At 42.0% G+C, this 16,624-nt stretch carries 15 protein-coding genes; 5 read left to right on the forward strand and 10 right to left on the reverse strand.

The window, feature by feature from the left end; all coding sequences use genetic code 11:
- Positions 1–159: 159 nt before the first annotated feature.
- The gene (nagE, locus tag J7I96_RS19015; protein ID WP_214774738.1) at positions 160–2,070 is read right to left on the reverse strand and encodes an N-acetylglucosamine-specific PTS transporter subunit IIBC; all 1,911 of its coding nucleotides are present in this window, start codon (positions 2,068–2,070) and stop codon (positions 160–162) included.
- A 305-nt stretch (positions 2,071–2,375) separates the two neighbouring features.
- Between nagE and nagA the strand changes: the two genes are divergently transcribed.
- From nagA to J7I96_RS19035, 4 genes are read left to right on the forward strand one after another with little or no spacing between them, the layout of a single operon-like run.
- A complete protein-coding gene (nagA, locus tag J7I96_RS19020; RefSeq protein WP_214774736.1) occupies positions 2,376–3,554 on the forward strand; it encodes an N-acetylglucosamine-6-phosphate deacetylase in 1,179 nt (392 codons plus the stop codon).
- Positions 3,554–4,288 (forward strand): glucosamine-6-phosphate deaminase, encoded by a 735-nt coding sequence (nagB, locus tag J7I96_RS19025; RefSeq protein WP_214774735.1) that lies wholly within the window; start codon positions 3,554–3,556, stop codon positions 4,286–4,288. The genes nagA and nagB overlap by 1 nt, the downstream gene beginning before the upstream one ends.
- Before the next feature lie 14 nt (positions 4,289–4,302).
- Complete coding sequence (locus J7I96_RS19030; RefSeq protein ID WP_214774734.1) at positions 4,303–5,025, forward strand: GntR family transcriptional regulator; 723 nt, start codon at positions 4,303–4,305, stop codon at positions 5,023–5,025.
- Positions 5,026–5,076: 51 nt separating this feature from the next.
- Positions 5,077–5,799, forward strand: coding sequence for an SIS domain-containing protein (locus tag J7I96_RS19035; protein ID WP_214774733.1), 723 nt, complete (start codon positions 5,077–5,079; stop codon positions 5,797–5,799).
- 603 nt (positions 5,800–6,402) lie between these two features.
- Here J7I96_RS19035 and J7I96_RS29010 read toward each other — a convergent pair.
- The 3 genes from J7I96_RS29010 to J7I96_RS19045 are packed head-to-tail and all read right to left on the reverse strand — an operon-like array spanning position 6,403 to position 9,984.
- Positions 6,403–7,134 carry an MMPL family transporter gene (locus tag J7I96_RS29010; RefSeq protein WP_483861571.1) on the reverse strand — a complete coding sequence of 244 codons (732 nt, stop codon included), beginning with the start codon at positions 7,132–7,134 and terminating at the stop codon, positions 6,403–6,405.
- Positions 7,106–9,520, reverse strand: a complete 2,415-nt coding sequence (locus J7I96_RS19040) for an MMPL family transporter (RefSeq protein WP_483861584.1) — start codon at positions 9,518–9,520, stop codon at positions 7,106–7,108. The genes J7I96_RS29010 and J7I96_RS19040 overlap by 29 nt, the downstream gene beginning before the upstream one ends.
- Entirely contained in the window at positions 9,520–9,984 is a 465-nt protein-coding gene (locus tag J7I96_RS19045; RefSeq protein ID WP_214774732.1) for a MarR family winged helix-turn-helix transcriptional regulator, read from the reverse strand. The genes J7I96_RS19040 and J7I96_RS19045 overlap by 1 nt, the downstream gene beginning before the upstream one ends.
- A 170-nt stretch (positions 9,985–10,154) precedes the next feature.
- Between J7I96_RS19045 and J7I96_RS19050 the strand changes: the two genes are divergently transcribed.
- Positions 10,155–10,670, forward strand: coding sequence for a YtxH domain-containing protein (locus J7I96_RS19050; protein ID WP_214774731.1), 516 nt, complete (start codon positions 10,155–10,157; stop codon positions 10,668–10,670).
- 350 nt (positions 10,671–11,020) lie between these two features.
- Here the strand turns inward: J7I96_RS19050 and J7I96_RS19055 are convergent, their stop codons facing one another.
- From J7I96_RS19055 to J7I96_RS19080, 6 genes are all read right to left on the reverse strand, one after another.
- The gene (locus J7I96_RS19055) at positions 11,021–11,911 is read right to left on the reverse strand and encodes a peptidylprolyl isomerase (RefSeq protein ID WP_214924357.1); all 891 of its coding nucleotides are present in this window, start codon (positions 11,909–11,911) and stop codon (positions 11,021–11,023) included.
- Between the two features lie 322 nt (positions 11,912–12,233).
- Positions 12,234–13,307, reverse strand: coding sequence for an ABC transporter substrate-binding protein (locus tag J7I96_RS19060; RefSeq protein ID WP_214774727.1), 1,074 nt, complete (start codon positions 13,305–13,307; stop codon positions 12,234–12,236).
- Positions 13,304–14,107 carry an ABC transporter permease gene (locus J7I96_RS19065; RefSeq protein ID WP_214924360.1) on the reverse strand — a complete coding sequence of 268 codons (804 nt, stop codon included), beginning with the start codon at positions 14,105–14,107 and terminating at the stop codon, positions 13,304–13,306. Before J7I96_RS19065 ends, J7I96_RS19060 begins: the two co-directional genes overlap by 4 nt.
- A gap of 1 nt (position 14,108) precedes the next feature.
- Positions 14,109–14,912 carry an ABC transporter permease gene (locus J7I96_RS19070; protein ID WP_134784274.1) on the reverse strand — a complete coding sequence of 268 codons (804 nt, stop codon included), beginning with the start codon at positions 14,910–14,912 and terminating at the stop codon, positions 14,109–14,111.
- Positions 14,902–16,011, reverse strand: coding sequence for an ABC transporter ATP-binding protein (locus J7I96_RS19075; RefSeq protein ID WP_214774723.1), 1,110 nt, complete (start codon positions 16,009–16,011; stop codon positions 14,902–14,904). The genes J7I96_RS19070 and J7I96_RS19075 overlap by 11 nt, the downstream gene beginning before the upstream one ends.
- A 62-nt stretch (positions 16,012–16,073) precedes the next feature.
- On the reverse strand, positions 16,074–16,616 hold the full coding sequence (locus tag J7I96_RS19080) for a helix-turn-helix domain-containing protein (protein WP_214774721.1): 543 nt from the start codon (positions 16,614–16,616) through the stop codon (positions 16,074–16,076).
- Positions 16,617–16,624: the final 8 nt, after the last annotated feature.

The raw sequence follows: 16,624 nt of genomic DNA on the forward strand, positions 1-16,624 counted from the left end.
GACCCAAACCACCCCCTCCAACTCAAGACCCCGCAGGCGAAAGCCGAGGAGGCTCCCCGACCGTCCGCGCCATAAAAAAACTGCAGGCAAACTCACTTTTCTTTGAGTTTGTCTACAGTCTAAAGGAATGTCGACGAGTCGACACCCCTTTTTACAAATTTATAGTTTTTCCAACTGGATGATATCTGGTGTATTTTGTTTCTGGATCCCTGACTTTTGCAACTTCACTGCCGTTCCTTCAGGTAAGTTTGTGAATATAATAGGAGTGACCGTTGATGGTGCATTCCGTTTAATGAAATCTAAATCAATTTCCAAAAGAGGTGTTCCTTTTGTTATTCTTTGGCCTTCTTGAACAAGAGCTGTGAACCCTTCTCCATTTAATTTAACTGTATCCAAACCAACATGGATCAGAATTTCCAGACCATTATCCATTTTCAAGCCCAGTGCATGATTTGTCGGGAAGATACTTAGCACTTCACCATCGATTGGAGATACTAGTTTTCCGTTGACCGGCTCGATAGCAAAGCCATCCCCCATCATTTTCATGGCAAACACTTGATCGGGAACTTGTTCTATCGGTAAAACGGTTCCTTCAATTGGAAGAACAAAGTCATTTGCACCCAAAGCTTGGTTTTCCTCTACAACATCCTCTGCCACTTGTGCAGATGGACTTGTTTTCACTTTACTAGGGTCGACGCCATCTTTGACAAGCTGTTTCATTGCATTAGCAACGAATTCAACATTCGTTCCAACAATGACCTGCACACTCGATTTATTCAACTTCATGACACCGCGCGCACCATGCCGTTTTAAGGCTGCTTCATTCACATTTCCTGAATCGGCCACTTGTAAACGCAAGCGTGTTGCACAGTTATCAATTAGCTTTATATTCTCTTTACCGCCAAGATCTTGAATGAAAAGCGATCCCATATCGGTATATTTATCCCCTGTTTTCACAATTGTTTCTTCTTCCACTTCTTCCTCATCGTCTTCACGGCCAGGTGTTTTTAAATCCATGATCTTGATGACAAAATAGAAGATCACGAAGTAAACTGCCGCGTATACCAATCCAATCGGAATTAACCATAGCGGTTTTTGCGCAATACCAAAGTTCAAGAAATAATCAATGGCTCCTGCGGAGAATCCAAACCCATGATGGATATCCAATATAACAGCAAGTGCCAGAGAGACCCCGGTTAAAAGGGCATGTATTACATATAACACCGGTGCGATGAACATGAACAGAAATTCAATCGGTTCAGTGATTCCTGTAAGGAAAGAAGTGAAAGCCAACCCAACAAGCATCCCTGTCACCAATTTACGTTTCTCTTTCTTAGCAGCTGCAATCATAGCTAATGCTGCAGCTGGAAGACCGAACATCATGATCGGGAAAAAGCCGGTCATGAAGGGCCCAGCAGTCGGGTCCCCTGCGAAGAAACGATTTATATCACCCGTCGCTCCATTGTACTCACCAAAGACGAACCAAACCATACTATTCAAGACATGATGCAGTCCTACTGGAAGCAATAGGCGATTCAATACGCCGAATACGCCGGCACCCAATGCCCCTGCACCTGTAATCCAGTCACCGACACTATTTATTACATCTTGAATCGGAGGCCACACAAAACCGAATATCCCCGCAAGTATGATCATCGCAAGCGAAGTGATGATCGGGACGAATCGTTTCCCTGAAAAGAATCCAAGCCATTCAGGGAGTCTTATGTCGGAGTATCTATTATATAGAAGAGCGGCAACTATACCCGATATAATACCGCCTAAAACAGCCATGTTGATCTCTTTATCAATCGCTTGTGTACCATTCGTTAATACAAAGTATCCAACAAGACCTGATAATGCCGCAGCTCCACTTCCGTCTTTGGATAATCCTATCGCTATTCCCAAGGCGAACAATATCGCAAGGTTATCGAATATCGCCTTTCCAGCTGCGGCAATAAAGGCTATATCAAGTAAATCCGGTTGCCCTAAACGAAGCAATAACGCGGCTGCTGGTAAAACGGCAATCGGTAACATTAAAGCTTTCCCGATCTTTTGCAAAAAATTTAACATCGAACTCATCTCCCTTGTACCTAACTTCTTTGATCAACAACAAGATGTATTAAGCGTTTTCATTTTATCAATATGATAACTTTTCTTTGGGATTATACTAGCACAGAAAATATATAGATGTCTATACCAATTTACTTGTAAATATACTATATTCTTCGAAAACAAAGTAAAAACATCATTTTTGTTCCTGATACTCCTTAACTGGTCTAGACAACTATTAATAAAAACGATAAAATGAGGGCAAAATATATGAGACCATTTCATGACTCATTCATTAAGTTTTACTTTCATAAAGGAGATTATGTATGAAAACATTCATTATTAATAATCTGATGGTTCACAGCGAAAAGGAAACATACAAAAATGGGTACATTAAAGTCGTGGATGGAAAAATTGCCGAAGTTGGTCCAGTCAGCCAATACAAACAGGACGATGATGCCAAGGTGATTACCCTTTCACCGGATTATCAGGTAATTCCCGGTGCCATCGACATTCATATTCACGGAGCATCCAATTCCGATGCAATGGATGCCACACATGACGCATTATCCACAATGGCAAAGACCCTTCCTAAAGAAGGAACCACCAGCTTTCTGGCCACTACAATGACCCAATCCACCCAAGCCATTGAATCAGCACTTCTTAACGCTGGTAAATATATCGAAAATCAAACTCAAGAAAACGCTGAAATAGTTGGAATTCATTTAGAAGGTCCTTTCATTTCACCGGCCCGTAAAGGAGCACAGCCTGAGGATTATATCGTTGATCCTGATGTCACTCTATTTAAAAGATGGCAGGAAATGGCCGAAAATCAAATCAAGCTTGTAACGCTTGCTCCTGAACAACCGAACGGATTAGATCTTGCCGCCCACTTAAGGGGAACTGGCGTCGTCGCCTCCATCGGCCATTCAGATGCAACATATGACCAAATAGATGAAGCAATCCAGGCAGGGACTACCCACGTTACACATCTTTATAATGGGATGCGTGGACTCCATCACCGCGAACCTGGTGTTTTGGGAGCTGCTTATCTTCGAGACGAGCTATATGTTGAACTTATTGCCGATGGTATACACTGCAGGCCGGAAATGATCAAGCTGGCATATAACCAAATTACCAGCGAACGAATGATACTGATAACGGACTCGCTTCGTGCCAAATGGCTTGAAAAGGGAACCTATGATTTAGGCGGTCAGCCTGTTAATGTTGACGAAACGAAAGCAACGCTTTCAGACGGTACACTAGCCGGCAGTATATTGAAAATGAACGATGCCATCAAGAACACAATGGAATATACCGATTGTTCCATGACTGACATTATTAAAATGACAGCGGAAAACCCTGCCAAACAACTTCGGATTTTTGACAGAAAAGGAAGCATCCAGGTCGGCAAGGACGCAGATCTTGTAATATTGAATGACCGCTTGGACGTTGAAATGACGTTCTGCAGAGGGAATTTAGCTTTTAAAAAGGAGAATGTATAATGAATATCATACAAGTGCAGGACTACACGGAAATGAGCCGGAAAGCCGCAGAAATAGTGATCGGAAAAGTCAAAGGAAATCCAAATATCAAATTGGGCCTTGCAACAGGCGGTACCCCTAAAGGAATGTACGATAATTTGATTGAAGATCACGTGCGCAATCATACTTCATATGAACATGTAACGTCTTTTAATCTTGACGAATATATCGGCTTAAAACCAAATGATCCAAACAGTTACCATTATTATATGAATGACTCCTTATTCACTCACATCAATATAAATAAAGAGCGCACTCACCTGCCAAATGGCACAGCCGATGACACGAACGGAGAATGTCAACGGTATGATGAAATGATTGATTCCGTGGGAGGGATCGATCTTCAGATACTTGGCATTGGGCAAAATGGCCATATTGGTTTTAATGAACCTGGAACTTCCTTCACATCCGGTACACATGTCGTGACACTTGAAGAGTCAACGCGCCAAGCGAATGCACGTTATTTCGACTCCATAGACGAAGTTCCGACACATGCCGTTACGATGGGCATTTCAACAATCATGAAAAGCAAAGAAATTCTGCTGCTGATTTCTGGTGAAGAAAAAGCCGAAACACTGAAGAAATTGATACACGGTGACATTTCCGAGGAATTTCCTGCATCTATCCTAAAAAAACATAATAATGTTACAATTATCGCAGACCAAAAAGCGTTATCCGGAGTGATAATACCCTAAAGGAGCGAAAGTCGATGATTGATAAAAACTCACCTCTTCCGATTTATTTTCAAATTGAAGAACAAATAAAGAGACAAATAGAAAACGGTGAGTTCCAAGCGCACGATGCCCTTCCATCTGAACGTGAATATGCCGAGCAATTCGAAATTAGCCGGATGACCGTCCGCCAAGCCATAAATAATTTGGTGAATGACGGATACTTATACCGCCAGAAAGGAAGGGGAACATTTGTCGCCGATAAGAAATTGGAGCAGCAGCTCAATGGGCTGACCAGTTTTACCGAGGACATGAAGGCCAGGGGATTAAATCCAAGCAGCAAGTTGCTGAGCTTTGAAATCATTCCGGCTGATAAGAAGATTGCAAGTGAATTGCACATTTCCCTTTATGCTCCCGTTTATGAAATAAAACGCATTCGGTTGGCTGATGATGTTCCAATGGCGCTCGAAACCGTGTACATGTCTGCCAATTTAATTAAAGGATTAACGGAAGAAATCATTAATCTTTCCCTTTACCAATATGTGGAGAACTACGTTAAACTAAAAATAGACTATGCTACACAAACGTTGGAATCATCGATTGCTTCTGAATTGGAAGTCACCCATTTAGCGATTCCAAAGCACTCACCCATATTATTCATTCAAAGGCATACGTTCCTAATAGACGGAACTCCCCTTGAATATGTTAAATCGGCTTATCGGGCGGACAGGTACAAGTTCAGTATCAATATAAGCAGATAAAAATGAATATTTAGACTTTAATCACCAAGGTAATCGGAGGGTGTCACATTTATGAACTCATACTTTGAAGAAGTGCAGGCTTTACTCACAATTGTGGGAGAACAGGAAAAGCAATCAATTAAGGAATCTGTGGAACATATCTCAAAAGCAGTCATGTCGGATGGGATCATCCATTTATTCGGAAGCGGACACTCCCACATTTTGACCGAAGAGGTATTCTACCGGGCAGGTGGGTTAGCCGCAATTCGTCCAATTTTCGTTGAAGATCTAATGCTTTTTAAAGGAGCTTCAAGGTCATCCCAACTTGAACGCCAAAATGACCTATCAGAGAAATTCATGCATGATGAAGATATCCGTCCTGGTGATGTCTGTATTGTCATTTCGTCATCCGGCGTAAATCCCGTTCCGATAGATGTCGCCACCATCGCAAAAGAAAAAGGGGCATTCGTCATTGGACTAACATCACCGGAGTATGCAAAAAGTTGTTCTTCACGGCATAAACAGAAGCATTATCTCCACGATGTCGTTGATTTGGTCATAGACAATCATATTGCCAAAGGTGATACATTACTGAAATCAAATAATATACCTTTTGGTTCCGGATCGACCGTGGTCGGGGCCGTTCTCCTCAATATGATTTTCACGCAAGTCATCCAAGCGATTATTGAATCAGGGGAAACCCCTCCCGTATTCCTAAGCAGTAATATCGAAGGGGCAGATGAACACAATCAAAAGATCATCGCTAAATATAAAACAAGAATCCCCCAATTATGAAATGGAATACATAGTTTTTTTGTTTCGGTTGTTTATTTCTTACTGTAGGCAAACTCCATCGAGTTGGTCTACAGTTTTTTTGAGAGTTGGAAGTTGAGGTTGAATTCCACTGCAGGCACCCGCTTTTGAGCTGGAGGCCCGTGAGCCTCCTCGGCACCTTTAGTGTCCGGTACGGTATGTCTCCCTTGGACTCGTTTTTAGCAAGAATCCTTTTCCAGTCAACAGAGTTTTAGTAATTAGACAGAACTCCATGTGCCAACAGTCTTTCTGAAACTTTTATTGAAACGCTTTTCAATCCCCTTTTAACTAAAAGTTTCATTAACGAATGAGTGCAAGCATGTATTTATTGATTCCACACATTCGTTTCATGCACCAGCAGACCGTAACAGATTTGTGTTGTAGACGAGAGTAACACCGATTGAGAAAGTTGAAAAACCTGTGTTGCAGATGCAGTTTACAAAACCAGTACGCCTGATTATGTGTATGATGGAACTTATGATTGCAATTCTTCCTCCACCGGGCGAGCTTTTAAATCCATTTCCCATCTTATGATCATTCAAAAAGGGTTTCGGAATGGAGCCCTTCTTTATTTTATAGTCCATTTTATTCCTTATTTTTCAAAAACGGCCACCAATTCGCATTTCCAAACGTTGCAACCATCACCGGAATAAATAATGGCAAGATGACAAATGCATATAAAGCAAGCCCCACCAATATTAAAGTGGCTATTTCCAAGAGCGATAAAACTCCTGCTGGCATCATGGCAGCAAAGGTTCCGCCCAGAATGACAGCCGCCGAGATGATCACCGTTCCCATTTTTCTCATGGACAGTAACATCGCTTCCTTGACCGGCTTATCCTTCCACTCGTTAAAGCGATCCATCAAGAAAATGCTATAGTCAATGCCAAGAGCAATCAAGATGACGAAGGCAAAGAAAGGAACTGCCCAGCCGATGCCGGCATACCCGAGAATATTAACAAAAATCAACTCTGTAATGGCTGCCGCTGTATAATAAGTCAAAACGAGCGACACAATCAAATAGACAGGCATGATCAAGGATCGCAGCATGAAAAAGAGAATGATTGCAATACCCGACAGCATCAAAACGACCGTCCTTGAGAAATCCTCCCCAGACATCAGGCCCAAGTCATGATGTGTACTTGTGATTCCCCCTATCGCCACTTGCGCGTTTTCAAGCTTTGTATCTTTCGTTACTCTTTCAACGGTTGCCTCAATCGAATCGATTTGCTCGATTGCTTCATTGGAATAAGGATTCGCCTTGAACACCACATCCATGGTCATGGTTTTACCATCTTCGGATAAATACGCGTTCAATGCTTCCCCCGAATTCTTCGCTTTCCACTACTTCTTTGGGAATGTACATGCCTGTTACCGTTTTATCCGTTTTTGCCAGCCCTGATAAATAACCCTGTGCGGACGATAGTCCATCATGGACTTCATTCAGACCATCCGCACTTTCATTTAAGCCCTCAGTCAAATCAGTAAGCTGACCGCCGAGTCTTGAAAAACCATTCAGGAGTTCTTGCTGCCCATTACTTAAGCTAGTAAGGCCCCCTTTAAAACCTGACAGATTATTTATGACTTCCCCCTGACCATTAGCCATGGTGCTTAGACCCTTTTGTAAATTGTCAACGCCTGAAATCAATTGGTTCAGGCCCTCCCCAAGAGAATTTTGACCCTTTACGATTTCTGCCATATTTTCATTCGCCGTATTCAAACCGCCGGACACTGAACCAAGATTCGTATTGAGCTCTGAAAGGCCTGCTGCCATGGGCTCCAAGCCACCCTGTGCCCCTTGCACTGTTTGCTTGATCGTTTGATAGGACTGATCAGCCTGTAATTCTGGATGAGTGGCTTCCATTTGCTCAAAGGAAGGATTTAAACCGGCAAGGCTTTGTGATACACCCGTAAGGTTAGTTTGAATTTCTTTATATTGACCTGTGAGCTCACTTAACCCATTAGCTGATTGTTTATAGCCTTCGAGAAGCTGTCCGCTTCCGGCGGCGAGCTTATCCAAGTTTGCCTTGACCTCATTCAATCCGTTTTTTATGTCCCCGGTTCCTGAAGACCCATCACGAATGCCTGCTTCAATGCTTGTTAACGCCTTCTCCACCTGACCTACGCCGCTCTTTAATTCATTGGTCCCGGATATGAGCCCCCCTATTCCGTCCGTCGCTTGCTTCAATCGCGGTCCTGAATCGGATAGCTCACTGCCTGCCGTTTTCAATCCATCGCTGATTTGTTTAATGCCTTCATTTCCTTCCCCGATTCCCTTTTCCAAGGTTTCGGCTTGATTGGAGACAAATAAGTCCTTAATGGGTTCACCTGTCGGGCGTGTCATGGATCGAACTATTTCAACTTGATCCACCTTGACAATTTCCTGGCTGATTTTTTCAGCAAGTGCGACATATTCCTCCGAATCCATGCGTTCGTCATTCTTTATGACAATCTGAGTTGGCATCGATTGTCCCGGGCCGAATTCATCGGAAATGATATTAAATGCCATGATGGAAGGAACATCTTCACCCGCTTCTTCAAGGGAGTTATAAGAAATCTTCCCATCATACATAAACAAAAAGGGAACACAGACGATTGCGACAATCATAAGCGCCAATAATGGGCGGTTCAAGGAGAAGTTGCCAAGAGTTCCCCATAGTTTACTTTCACTATGCGCAAGTTTCCCTTTCGCCGGCCAGAATAGCTTCTTGCCAAGAACCGCCATGAAAAATGGGACGATCGTATATAGGGCGATCATTAATATGAAAACACCTATGGCAACGGCCGCCGCAGATTGATAGAGCTTAAAAGTAGAAAAACCAATTGCCGCAAAGCCAATCATTACAGTCAGACCGCTGAAGAAGACAGTCTTACCGGCGGTTCGGTATGTCTCCACGATGGCTTCAGGCAAGGACTCCCGAGATGATAGCTCCTCCTTGAAACGACTAAGAAGCAGGATGCAATAATCAGTTCCGATTCCAAATAAAATACCAACCAGGAATATTTGGGTGTAAGACGAAATCGGAAAGTCCCATTTATCCACCAGGAATGAGACGATGGATTGGCAACATAAATAAGTGAAACCTACCGTTACCAACGGAATGATCGGTGCCACCACTGAACGGAAGACTATCAGCAACACAGCCAGAATGAAGACAACCGTGATGCCTTCAGTTTTCTTCAGCCCCTCTTGGGAATTCGCATTAAGATCTTCATCGATCATCCAACTGCTTGTATAATAATGCTCGACATCCACTTGTTCCAACTCTTTATAAAGGGCATCGATCACTTCCTTAGCTTCCCGGTCGCCCTTGACCATCGTGATGGATGTCAAAACCGTTGATTCATTCTCCGAGACCAACTGACCTTTTAGCGAGGGCTCTTTAAAATGGGTCATGACCTCTTTGATGCCAAGCTCTGCCTTATTCTTTTCAAGGTTTTGGATCGCTACCTCGATCTCTTTCAATTCCGGGGAAGACAGCTTCTTATCACCATGAAATACGAGGGCCACTTGTGACTCATCTTTATCCTGGATCTCTCTCATTAGCTCATTGGCCATCCCAGAGGAGTACTCTGCCGGTACATCCAGCTGTCCCTTATTCCGGACAAGGTCCGCCATATTCGGTGCCGCAAACAATAAACCTGCCGTAATGGCAACCCAAGCGATAATGACCAGCCATCTTCCCTTTATGATCCCCCTCATTATATTTCCTCCCATTCCTCATTCTTCATTTGAATAAAAATTTGTGAAAGCTTCTCATATGTATCAAGGAATCTGACAATCTCTTCATAATCGAATTTCGTCATGATGCTCTCTACCAATTTATGAATCTTATTTTCCGTTTCCTGCAACAACGCTTCCCCCACTTTGGAAAGCTTCAAGTGAAAGACCCTGCGGTCAACCAGGTCCTGTTCCCTTTCTATCAATCCTTTGCCTTCCAGCCTGTTGATGTTGGACGTGACGGCACTCTTATTAATATAAAAGGCATCACTGATTTCCGTCGATGTACACAAACCCTGTTGTTGAATGAACCGTAAAGTATAGTATTGTTCATTCGTCAGCACATCACAAATCTGATCTTTTATTAATAGCTCCCCCATTTTATTGACATAGAAGGAAACCCTCATATATCGATCAATCAATCCAGTAACTTTTTCATTAGTCATGGTTGCACCTCCATAAAAAGTAGTTCAGTCATTTAACTATATGTAGAGTACTATTGTTTTATTTATTATGTCAATCCCATGACAGTTTATTATTTCCAGTTTAACTTATGGTAAATAAGGGAAAACCCAAAGTAAGCAAACAATCTACTATTCTAAAGGAGGAAATATAAATGACTCAAACAACTATCGAGACTCAAACGAATAGCAAACTTTTAAAAGGCATTCTAATCGGGGGGCTTGTCGGCGGTGCATTGACCTTGCTCGACTCCAACACGAGAAATAAAGTAAAGCGATCTGCCATCCTTTTAAAAGACAACTCCATGAATATGATTGAACAGGTCAAGGAAAATCCCGGCGAAATGAAGGAACAGATGGTATCAGGAGTCAAAGGGGCAACGGAGACGATTAAAGAGGCAATCAATGACGTTGAAACACTATATGAAACTGTCAATGAAGACGTGGTGGGTAAAGTATCTGAAGTAAAGGATATCTCCACTGATGCCCTTGGTACAGCGAAGGACGCAACAAGTGAATTGAAAGACATCAGTTCAAAAGTGGTCGTTGCCGGTAAACAGCTAAAAGAAACGCCAGCACAATCATTGAAATCCAATAATGAAAAAGAGAGTGATGAAATCGTTAAAAAATCAGGACTATCCAATCAAAAATCCATCTCATCCAACTTCTAATATATAAAAAAGCTGAGGCATTATGCCTCAGCTCAGACTGTAGACAAACTCAATGAAAATCGAGTTTGTCTATTTTTATGGCTTGTACAATTTGGATGTTGATTTCCGCTCCAGGCACTCGCTTTCCGCGGGCGGTCGGGGAGCCTCCTCGGCTTTCGCCTGCGGGGTCTCCCCTAGACGCGCATTTCACGCAGGAGTCTCGTACCTTCCGCTCCAATCAACTCTGTATAAAATTTACAGAACCATACCTATGGAGTTGAATGTGTTGCTTTGGGCCAATTGGATTTGGAACATCATTCGATGAAAGGTACACCAGAACCCTTTTTTCATATATCCTTCACTTGATAACCTTATTTAGAGTCCTCCAATTTATTCGTTATATCATGGTCTTTTTTCACTTCGGCTAACCAAACTGGATATTCCTCTTGTAATCTTTCAGAAAGAAGCGTTTCTTTAATTATTTCTTTACTGTCTTCTAAATTAGCTTTTTTCGCTTCCTTCTTACCGGTCACTTTTATGATATGGTACCCATATTCGGTTTTGACTGGATCACTGACTTTATTTATATCAAGATCAAAAGCAACATCTTCAAACTCTTGCACCATATTGCCTTTCCCAAAATACCCTAGGCTTCCACCTTTATCCGCCGTTTCAGTATCAGTGGAATATTCAGCTGCCAACTTAGCGAAATCACCGCCTGCTGCAAGTTCTTTCGCAACCTTTTTAGCCGTTTTTTCGTCTTCGACCAGAATATGGCTAGCTTCCACTTGTTCCGGTTGAGCAAATGTATCTTTATTATCTTCAAAATACGTACTGATTTCATCGTCCGTTATGGTAATTCTCGGTTCGACCAGTTTCTTCGTTTGCAGGTAAACCACGATGTCCTTTTTTAAAGCATCCATTGAAGAACCGCTTGCTTCCATTTGTTCTTTTAACGACTTTTCATCACCATAGGACTCAACCATAACATCGATTTCTTTCTGGATTTCTTCATCCTTAATTTTGATTCCTGCTTTTTCCGCTTCCAATTCAACCAATTTATTCGTAATTAACAGGTCTAAAGTATCTGCTCCGTATCCCGCAACAAGCGCGTCATACAGCTCATCCTCATTGATTTTCTTGCCATCGATACTCGCAATTGTCTTATCCATGGACGAAATCATCGCAAATGCCATGATCCCGGCAATGATTAAAATGCTCCCTGCCCAAATATATGCCTTCGTGCTTTTTAATAGTTTCATGAATAATCTCCCTTAAGTTTTCTATTATGATAGCTTGTAAATATTAATTAATCCTTAAGATTTTAACACAACCTTCAATATGCACTAACTCAATCATTATACTAACATACTTATATCCCTACAGATATTTTAGAGTATTTCATTCTGTTACAGATTTACTTTAAAGTTTTGGTTGTTCATTACAAAAAACGGTATTATACCGTTATATCAACTTTTGATTTATAGGTAACAGAGTGTAATTCGGCCTTTACTCGTGAGTTTCGAGCAAACGAAAAAGCATGGTGTACGGAGGGAATTCCTACACCATGCTTTATTTATTTTGTTATTTACGATGCATCTTGAATTCAAGGAAGAGTTCATTGTAACGGGCCAAGTTTTTCTTCCCAAGGTTTTCATACACTTCCAGTTTCTTCGTCAGTTCAGGTGATGGATAGAAACGTTCATCCTTCACCACTTCTTCAGGCATATATTTAAGTGCTTCTTTATTAGGTGTCGAGTAACTTACATATTCAGCATTCTGAGCCGCAACTTTCGGGTCCAGCATGAAGTTGATGAACTGGTGGGCCGCATCGACATTTTTCGTTGTTTTCGGGATGACCATATTATCAAACCATAGATTGGACCCCTCTTTTGGAACAACGTATTCGAGATCTTCATTTTCAGCCATGATTTCAGAAGCAACTCCCGACCAAACAAGGCCAATCGCCGCTTCCTGGGCTTCCAATAGCATGCGGCTTTCGTCCCCCACTATTGCTTTAATATTCGGGGTGAGGGCATCAAGTTTGGATTTTGCCTCTTGAAGGTGTTCTTCATCTGTATCATTCAATGAATAATTCAAAGAGTTCAGTCCCATGCCCATCACTTCTCTAGCGCCATCCGTCAAAAGGATTTCATTTTTTAAATCTTTATCCCATAAATCCGCCCATGCCGTTATTTCTTTGCCACCGAGCATCTTGGAATTGTAAACAATTCCAACGGTTCCCCAGAAGTACGGGACGGAATATTTATTCTCCGGATCGAATGGCAGATCGATGAATCGCTCATCGATATTTTTCAAATTCGGAAGCTTGGAATGATCCAAGGGAACCAGCAAGTCTTCTTGCCTCATCTTATCGATCATATACTCAGACGGAATGGCAATATCATAAGTCGTACCGCCCTGTTCGATTTTAGTCATCATGGCCTCATTCGAATCGAATGTCTCATAAATGACCTTTATACCTGTTTCTTCTTCAAAACGTTCGATTAGATCCGTATCGATGTAATCGCCCCAATTATAGATGGTAAGCGTATTGCTGCTCGTAAATCCCTGCGCTGAATTCAATTTTGAAATCGCATATAGCAGCAAAGCGGATACGAGGGAAATGAGCAAAAACATTTGGAGAATCCTTTTCATCGTTTCCCCCCCATTCCCGTTTGCCTAACACGTTGAGTTATAAAGTAATAGACGACAACCAACAGCAGTGTCACGACGAACAGCAGTGTCGATAGTGCATTGATATTCAATGAAATTCCACGGCGGGCCAATGAATAGATTTCCACGGAAAGAGTGGAGAAACCATTACCGGTCACAAAGAACGTTACCGCAAAATCATCAAGTGAATAAGTCAATGCCATAAAAAAACCAGCAAAGATACCTGGCAAGATGTATGGAAGGATGACCTTCGTCAATACATCCCACCGGCTTGCCCCTAAATCCCGGGCCGCATCGATTAAAGTGGTGCTCATTTCCTGAAGTTTCGGAAGGACCAGCAGCACAACGATCGGGATACTGAAGGCGATATGTGACAACAGTACCGAGTAGAATCCAAGCTTGATCCCGGCCATTGTGAATAAAATCAGGAAGGAAGCGCCGATGATCACATCGGGACTGACAATCAATACATTATTCAATGACAATACCGTATTCTTAGCTTTTCTGCTCGTAAAGGAGCGAATTCCAATTGCCCCTATCACCCCGACGATCGTTGCGATCAGTGCAGATAATAAAGCTATCACAAGTGTATTCAATACAATGATCAACAGCCTCGTATCTTGGAACAGCTCCTTGTACCACTCCATCGTGAACCCTTTAAAGTCATACATCGTTCCACCGCTGTTAAAAGAGTAAAAGACTAAAAAGAAAATCGGTGCATAGAGAATGAGAAAAATCAAAACGAGAAACGCTTTTGATATTGGTGATAATTTATTGCCCAATTTACACACCCTGCTTTCGGTTACCCGTTACAAACATAATCAGGAACATTATAATAATCAAAAATACCGCGATTGTGGAACCCATCCCCCAATCCTGTGTTACAAGGAAGTGCTGCTCGATAGCCGTACCAAGCGTAATGACTCGGTTACCGGCAATCAATCTTGTAAGCATGAACAATGAAAGTGCGGGGATGAAGACTACTTGGCATCCCGTCTTTACCCCATCTAACGTCAATGGAAAAATGACACGGCGGAATGTCATCCATCGGGACGCTCCCAAGTCATTGGCCGCATCCAAAAGGGTTGGATTCATTTCATCAAGCGCATTGAATATCGGTAAAATCATAAACGGGATGAAAATATAAACCGAAACGAATATGAAGCTGAAATCCGTAAAGAGAATCTGCTGCTTTCCGATTCCTATCGCTTCCAGAAAACCATTCGCCACACCATACGTGCCAAAAATTCCAATGAAGGCATAAGCCTTCAAAAGTAAATTGATCCAGGAAGGCACGATAATCAGCAAAAGCCACAACTGCTTATGCTTGGTTTTCGTTAACAAATAGGCTGTCGGGTAAGCCACTATAAGGGATATTCCCGTAATCAGGAATGCATACCAAAATGAGCTTAATGTCATTTTTAAATATACTGGCGTAAAGAACTTTTGATAGTTAATCAATGATAAATTGCCTTCAATATCAAAGAAGGAATAGTAAAGGATTAACAAAATGGGTGCGATCACGAATAAAGCAATCCATAAGACATAGGGTATGAAGTAAATATTCCGGGATATTTTATTCTTCATGACTTTCCCCATCATGATACGCTTCCAGACGCTTATCGAATTCTTCTTCAGTTTCACCCAATCGCATGACATGGATCGATTCCGGTTCGAAATAAAGACCTATTTCATCTCCGACTGCCACTTTTTTCGTTGATTGGACAAGCCACTCATTTCCATCATGGTCATAACAGCTGATTTCATAATGAACACCGCGAAATAGCTGGGAGTCCACCCGAACTTGCAGTTTTCCGCGATCGATGGAAGTGATCTCTAAATCTTCCGGGCGGATGACAATATCGACAGCTTCATTACTGTTCAATCCTTGGTCAACACATTCGAACTGTCTGCCGACGAATTCCACGAGGTAATCTTCAATCATTTTTCCTTTTACAATATTGGACTCACCGATGAAGTCGGCAACGAATCGATTCAGCGGTTCATCATAAATATCCGTAGGGGTCCCGCTTTGCTGGATTTTCCCTTTGTTAAGGACAAAAATCTCATCTGACATCGCTAATGCTTCCTCTTGGTCATGGGTGACGAAAATAAACGTGATTCCCAACCTCTGTTGCAGCTCCCGCAATTCATATTGCATTTCTGTACGCAATTTCAGATCGAGGGCAGATAGCGGTTCATCCAGGAGGATGACTTCAGGTTCATTAACAATAGCTCTCGCAATCGCTACCCGTTGCCGCTGACCGCCGGACATTTCCCTGATCTCCCGTTTTTCATACCCTTCCAAATTAACAAAGCTGAGGGCTTCCTTCACCTTGATTTCCACTTCCGAATTCTTCATTTTTTTGATCCGAAGACCAAATGCTACATTTTCAAACACATTTAAATGCGGAAACAGTGCATAATCTTGAAATACCGTATTCACTTGCCTTTTATTGGCTGGCACATCATTGATCTTTTTCCCTTCAAAGTAAATATCACCTTTGGAAGCTTCCGTAAATCCGGCAATCAAACGAAGGATCGTGGTCTTCCCACATCCGGAAGGACCCAATAGCGTATAGAACTTCCCTCTCTCGATTTCAAAACTAACATTATCGAGAACCACCGTTTCATCATCAAATTGCTTCGTAACCTGATCGAAGCGTATTATATTCCCATTTGCCATAGCTTCTACCCTCTCTCCATTCCCTTACTCATCAATCTTCAACGATTGCATTTTTTTGAATTTTATAAGTATGATTCCGTCACCACGAGTAATAACTCGGACGGACCTTCAAAATCATTGATGATTTGATGTTCATCTGAAGCATGAAAATAAATCGATTCCCCTGCCTTGACGAAATACGTATGTGTCCCTAGCTTTACAATGACTCTTCCGCTTAATACATAACCGAATGTTTCCGACAAGGATGGTTCAAATTGTTTGAACTCCCCTTCTTCCTGGAGAGTCAGGCGAATAGGTTCCATTTCCTTTTCATTCGATTCAGGCACGAGCCACTGAATTTGGTATCCCCGTTCCTCATCGATGAAAAACGTTTGTGCATCTTCTTCATACACTACTTTTTGGACTTGATCCTCATCATCGAAGAACTGTTTCGGCTTGCAGCCGAGTACTTCTAAAATATTGAAAAGAGTTTCAATCGAAGGGGAACTAAGATCCCTTTCCAACTGCGAAATATATCCTTTGCTTAAATCCGTTCTTTCGCCCAATTCTTCCTGGGTCAATCCTTTTTTCAAGCGAAGGTTCTTTATTTTTTTTCCAATTTGCATTCCATAAC

It is taken from the genome of Bacillus sp. ISL-78 (genome assembly GCF_018613455.1).
Lineage (GTDB): Bacteria > Bacillota > Bacilli > Bacillales > DSM-1321 > Peribacillus > Peribacillus frigoritolerans.

What these genes read in the sequence shown, in the direction of transcription:
- nagA (WP_214774736.1), top strand. Translation starts at nt 2,376, where the DNA reads ATGAAAACATTCATTATTAATAATCTGATGGTTCACAGCGAAAAGGAA.
- J7I96_RS19040 (WP_483861584.1), bottom strand. Translation starts at nt 9,520, where the DNA reads ATGAGGGGGATCATAAAGGGAAGATGGCTGGTCATTATCGCTTGGGTT.
- J7I96_RS19070 (WP_134784274.1), bottom strand. Translation starts at nt 14,912, where the DNA reads ATGAAGAATAAAATATCCCGGAATATTTACTTCATACCCTATGTCTTA.
- nagB (WP_214774735.1), top strand. Translation starts at nt 3,554, where the DNA reads ATGAATATCATACAAGTGCAGGACTACACGGAAATGAGCCGGAAAGCC.
- J7I96_RS19035 (WP_214774733.1), top strand. Translation starts at nt 5,077, where the DNA reads ATGAACTCATACTTTGAAGAAGTGCAGGCTTTACTCACAATTGTGGGA.
- J7I96_RS19050 (WP_214774731.1), top strand. Translation starts at nt 10,155, where the DNA reads ATGACTCAAACAACTATCGAGACTCAAACGAATAGCAAACTTTTAAAA.
- J7I96_RS19060 (WP_214774727.1), bottom strand. Translation starts at nt 13,307, where the DNA reads ATGAAAAGGATTCTCCAAATGTTTTTGCTCATTTCCCTCGTATCCGCT.
- J7I96_RS19055 (WP_214924357.1), bottom strand. Translation starts at nt 11,911, where the DNA reads ATGAAACTATTAAAAAGCACGAAGGCATATATTTGGGCAGGGAGCATT.
- J7I96_RS19030 (WP_214774734.1), top strand. Translation starts at nt 4,303, where the DNA reads ATGATTGATAAAAACTCACCTCTTCCGATTTATTTTCAAATTGAAGAA.
- nagE (WP_214774738.1), bottom strand. Translation starts at nt 2,070, where the DNA reads ATGTTAAATTTTTTGCAAAAGATCGGGAAAGCTTTAATGTTACCGATT.
- J7I96_RS19080 (WP_214774721.1), bottom strand. Translation starts at nt 16,616, where the DNA reads ATGCAAATTGGAAAAAAAATAAAGAACCTTCGCTTGAAAAAAGGATTG.
- J7I96_RS19075 (WP_214774723.1), bottom strand. Translation starts at nt 16,011, where the DNA reads ATGGCAAATGGGAATATAATACGCTTCGATCAGGTTACGAAGCAATTT.
- J7I96_RS19045 (WP_214774732.1), bottom strand. Translation starts at nt 9,984, where the DNA reads ATGACTAATGAAAAAGTTACTGGATTGATTGATCGATATATGAGGGTT.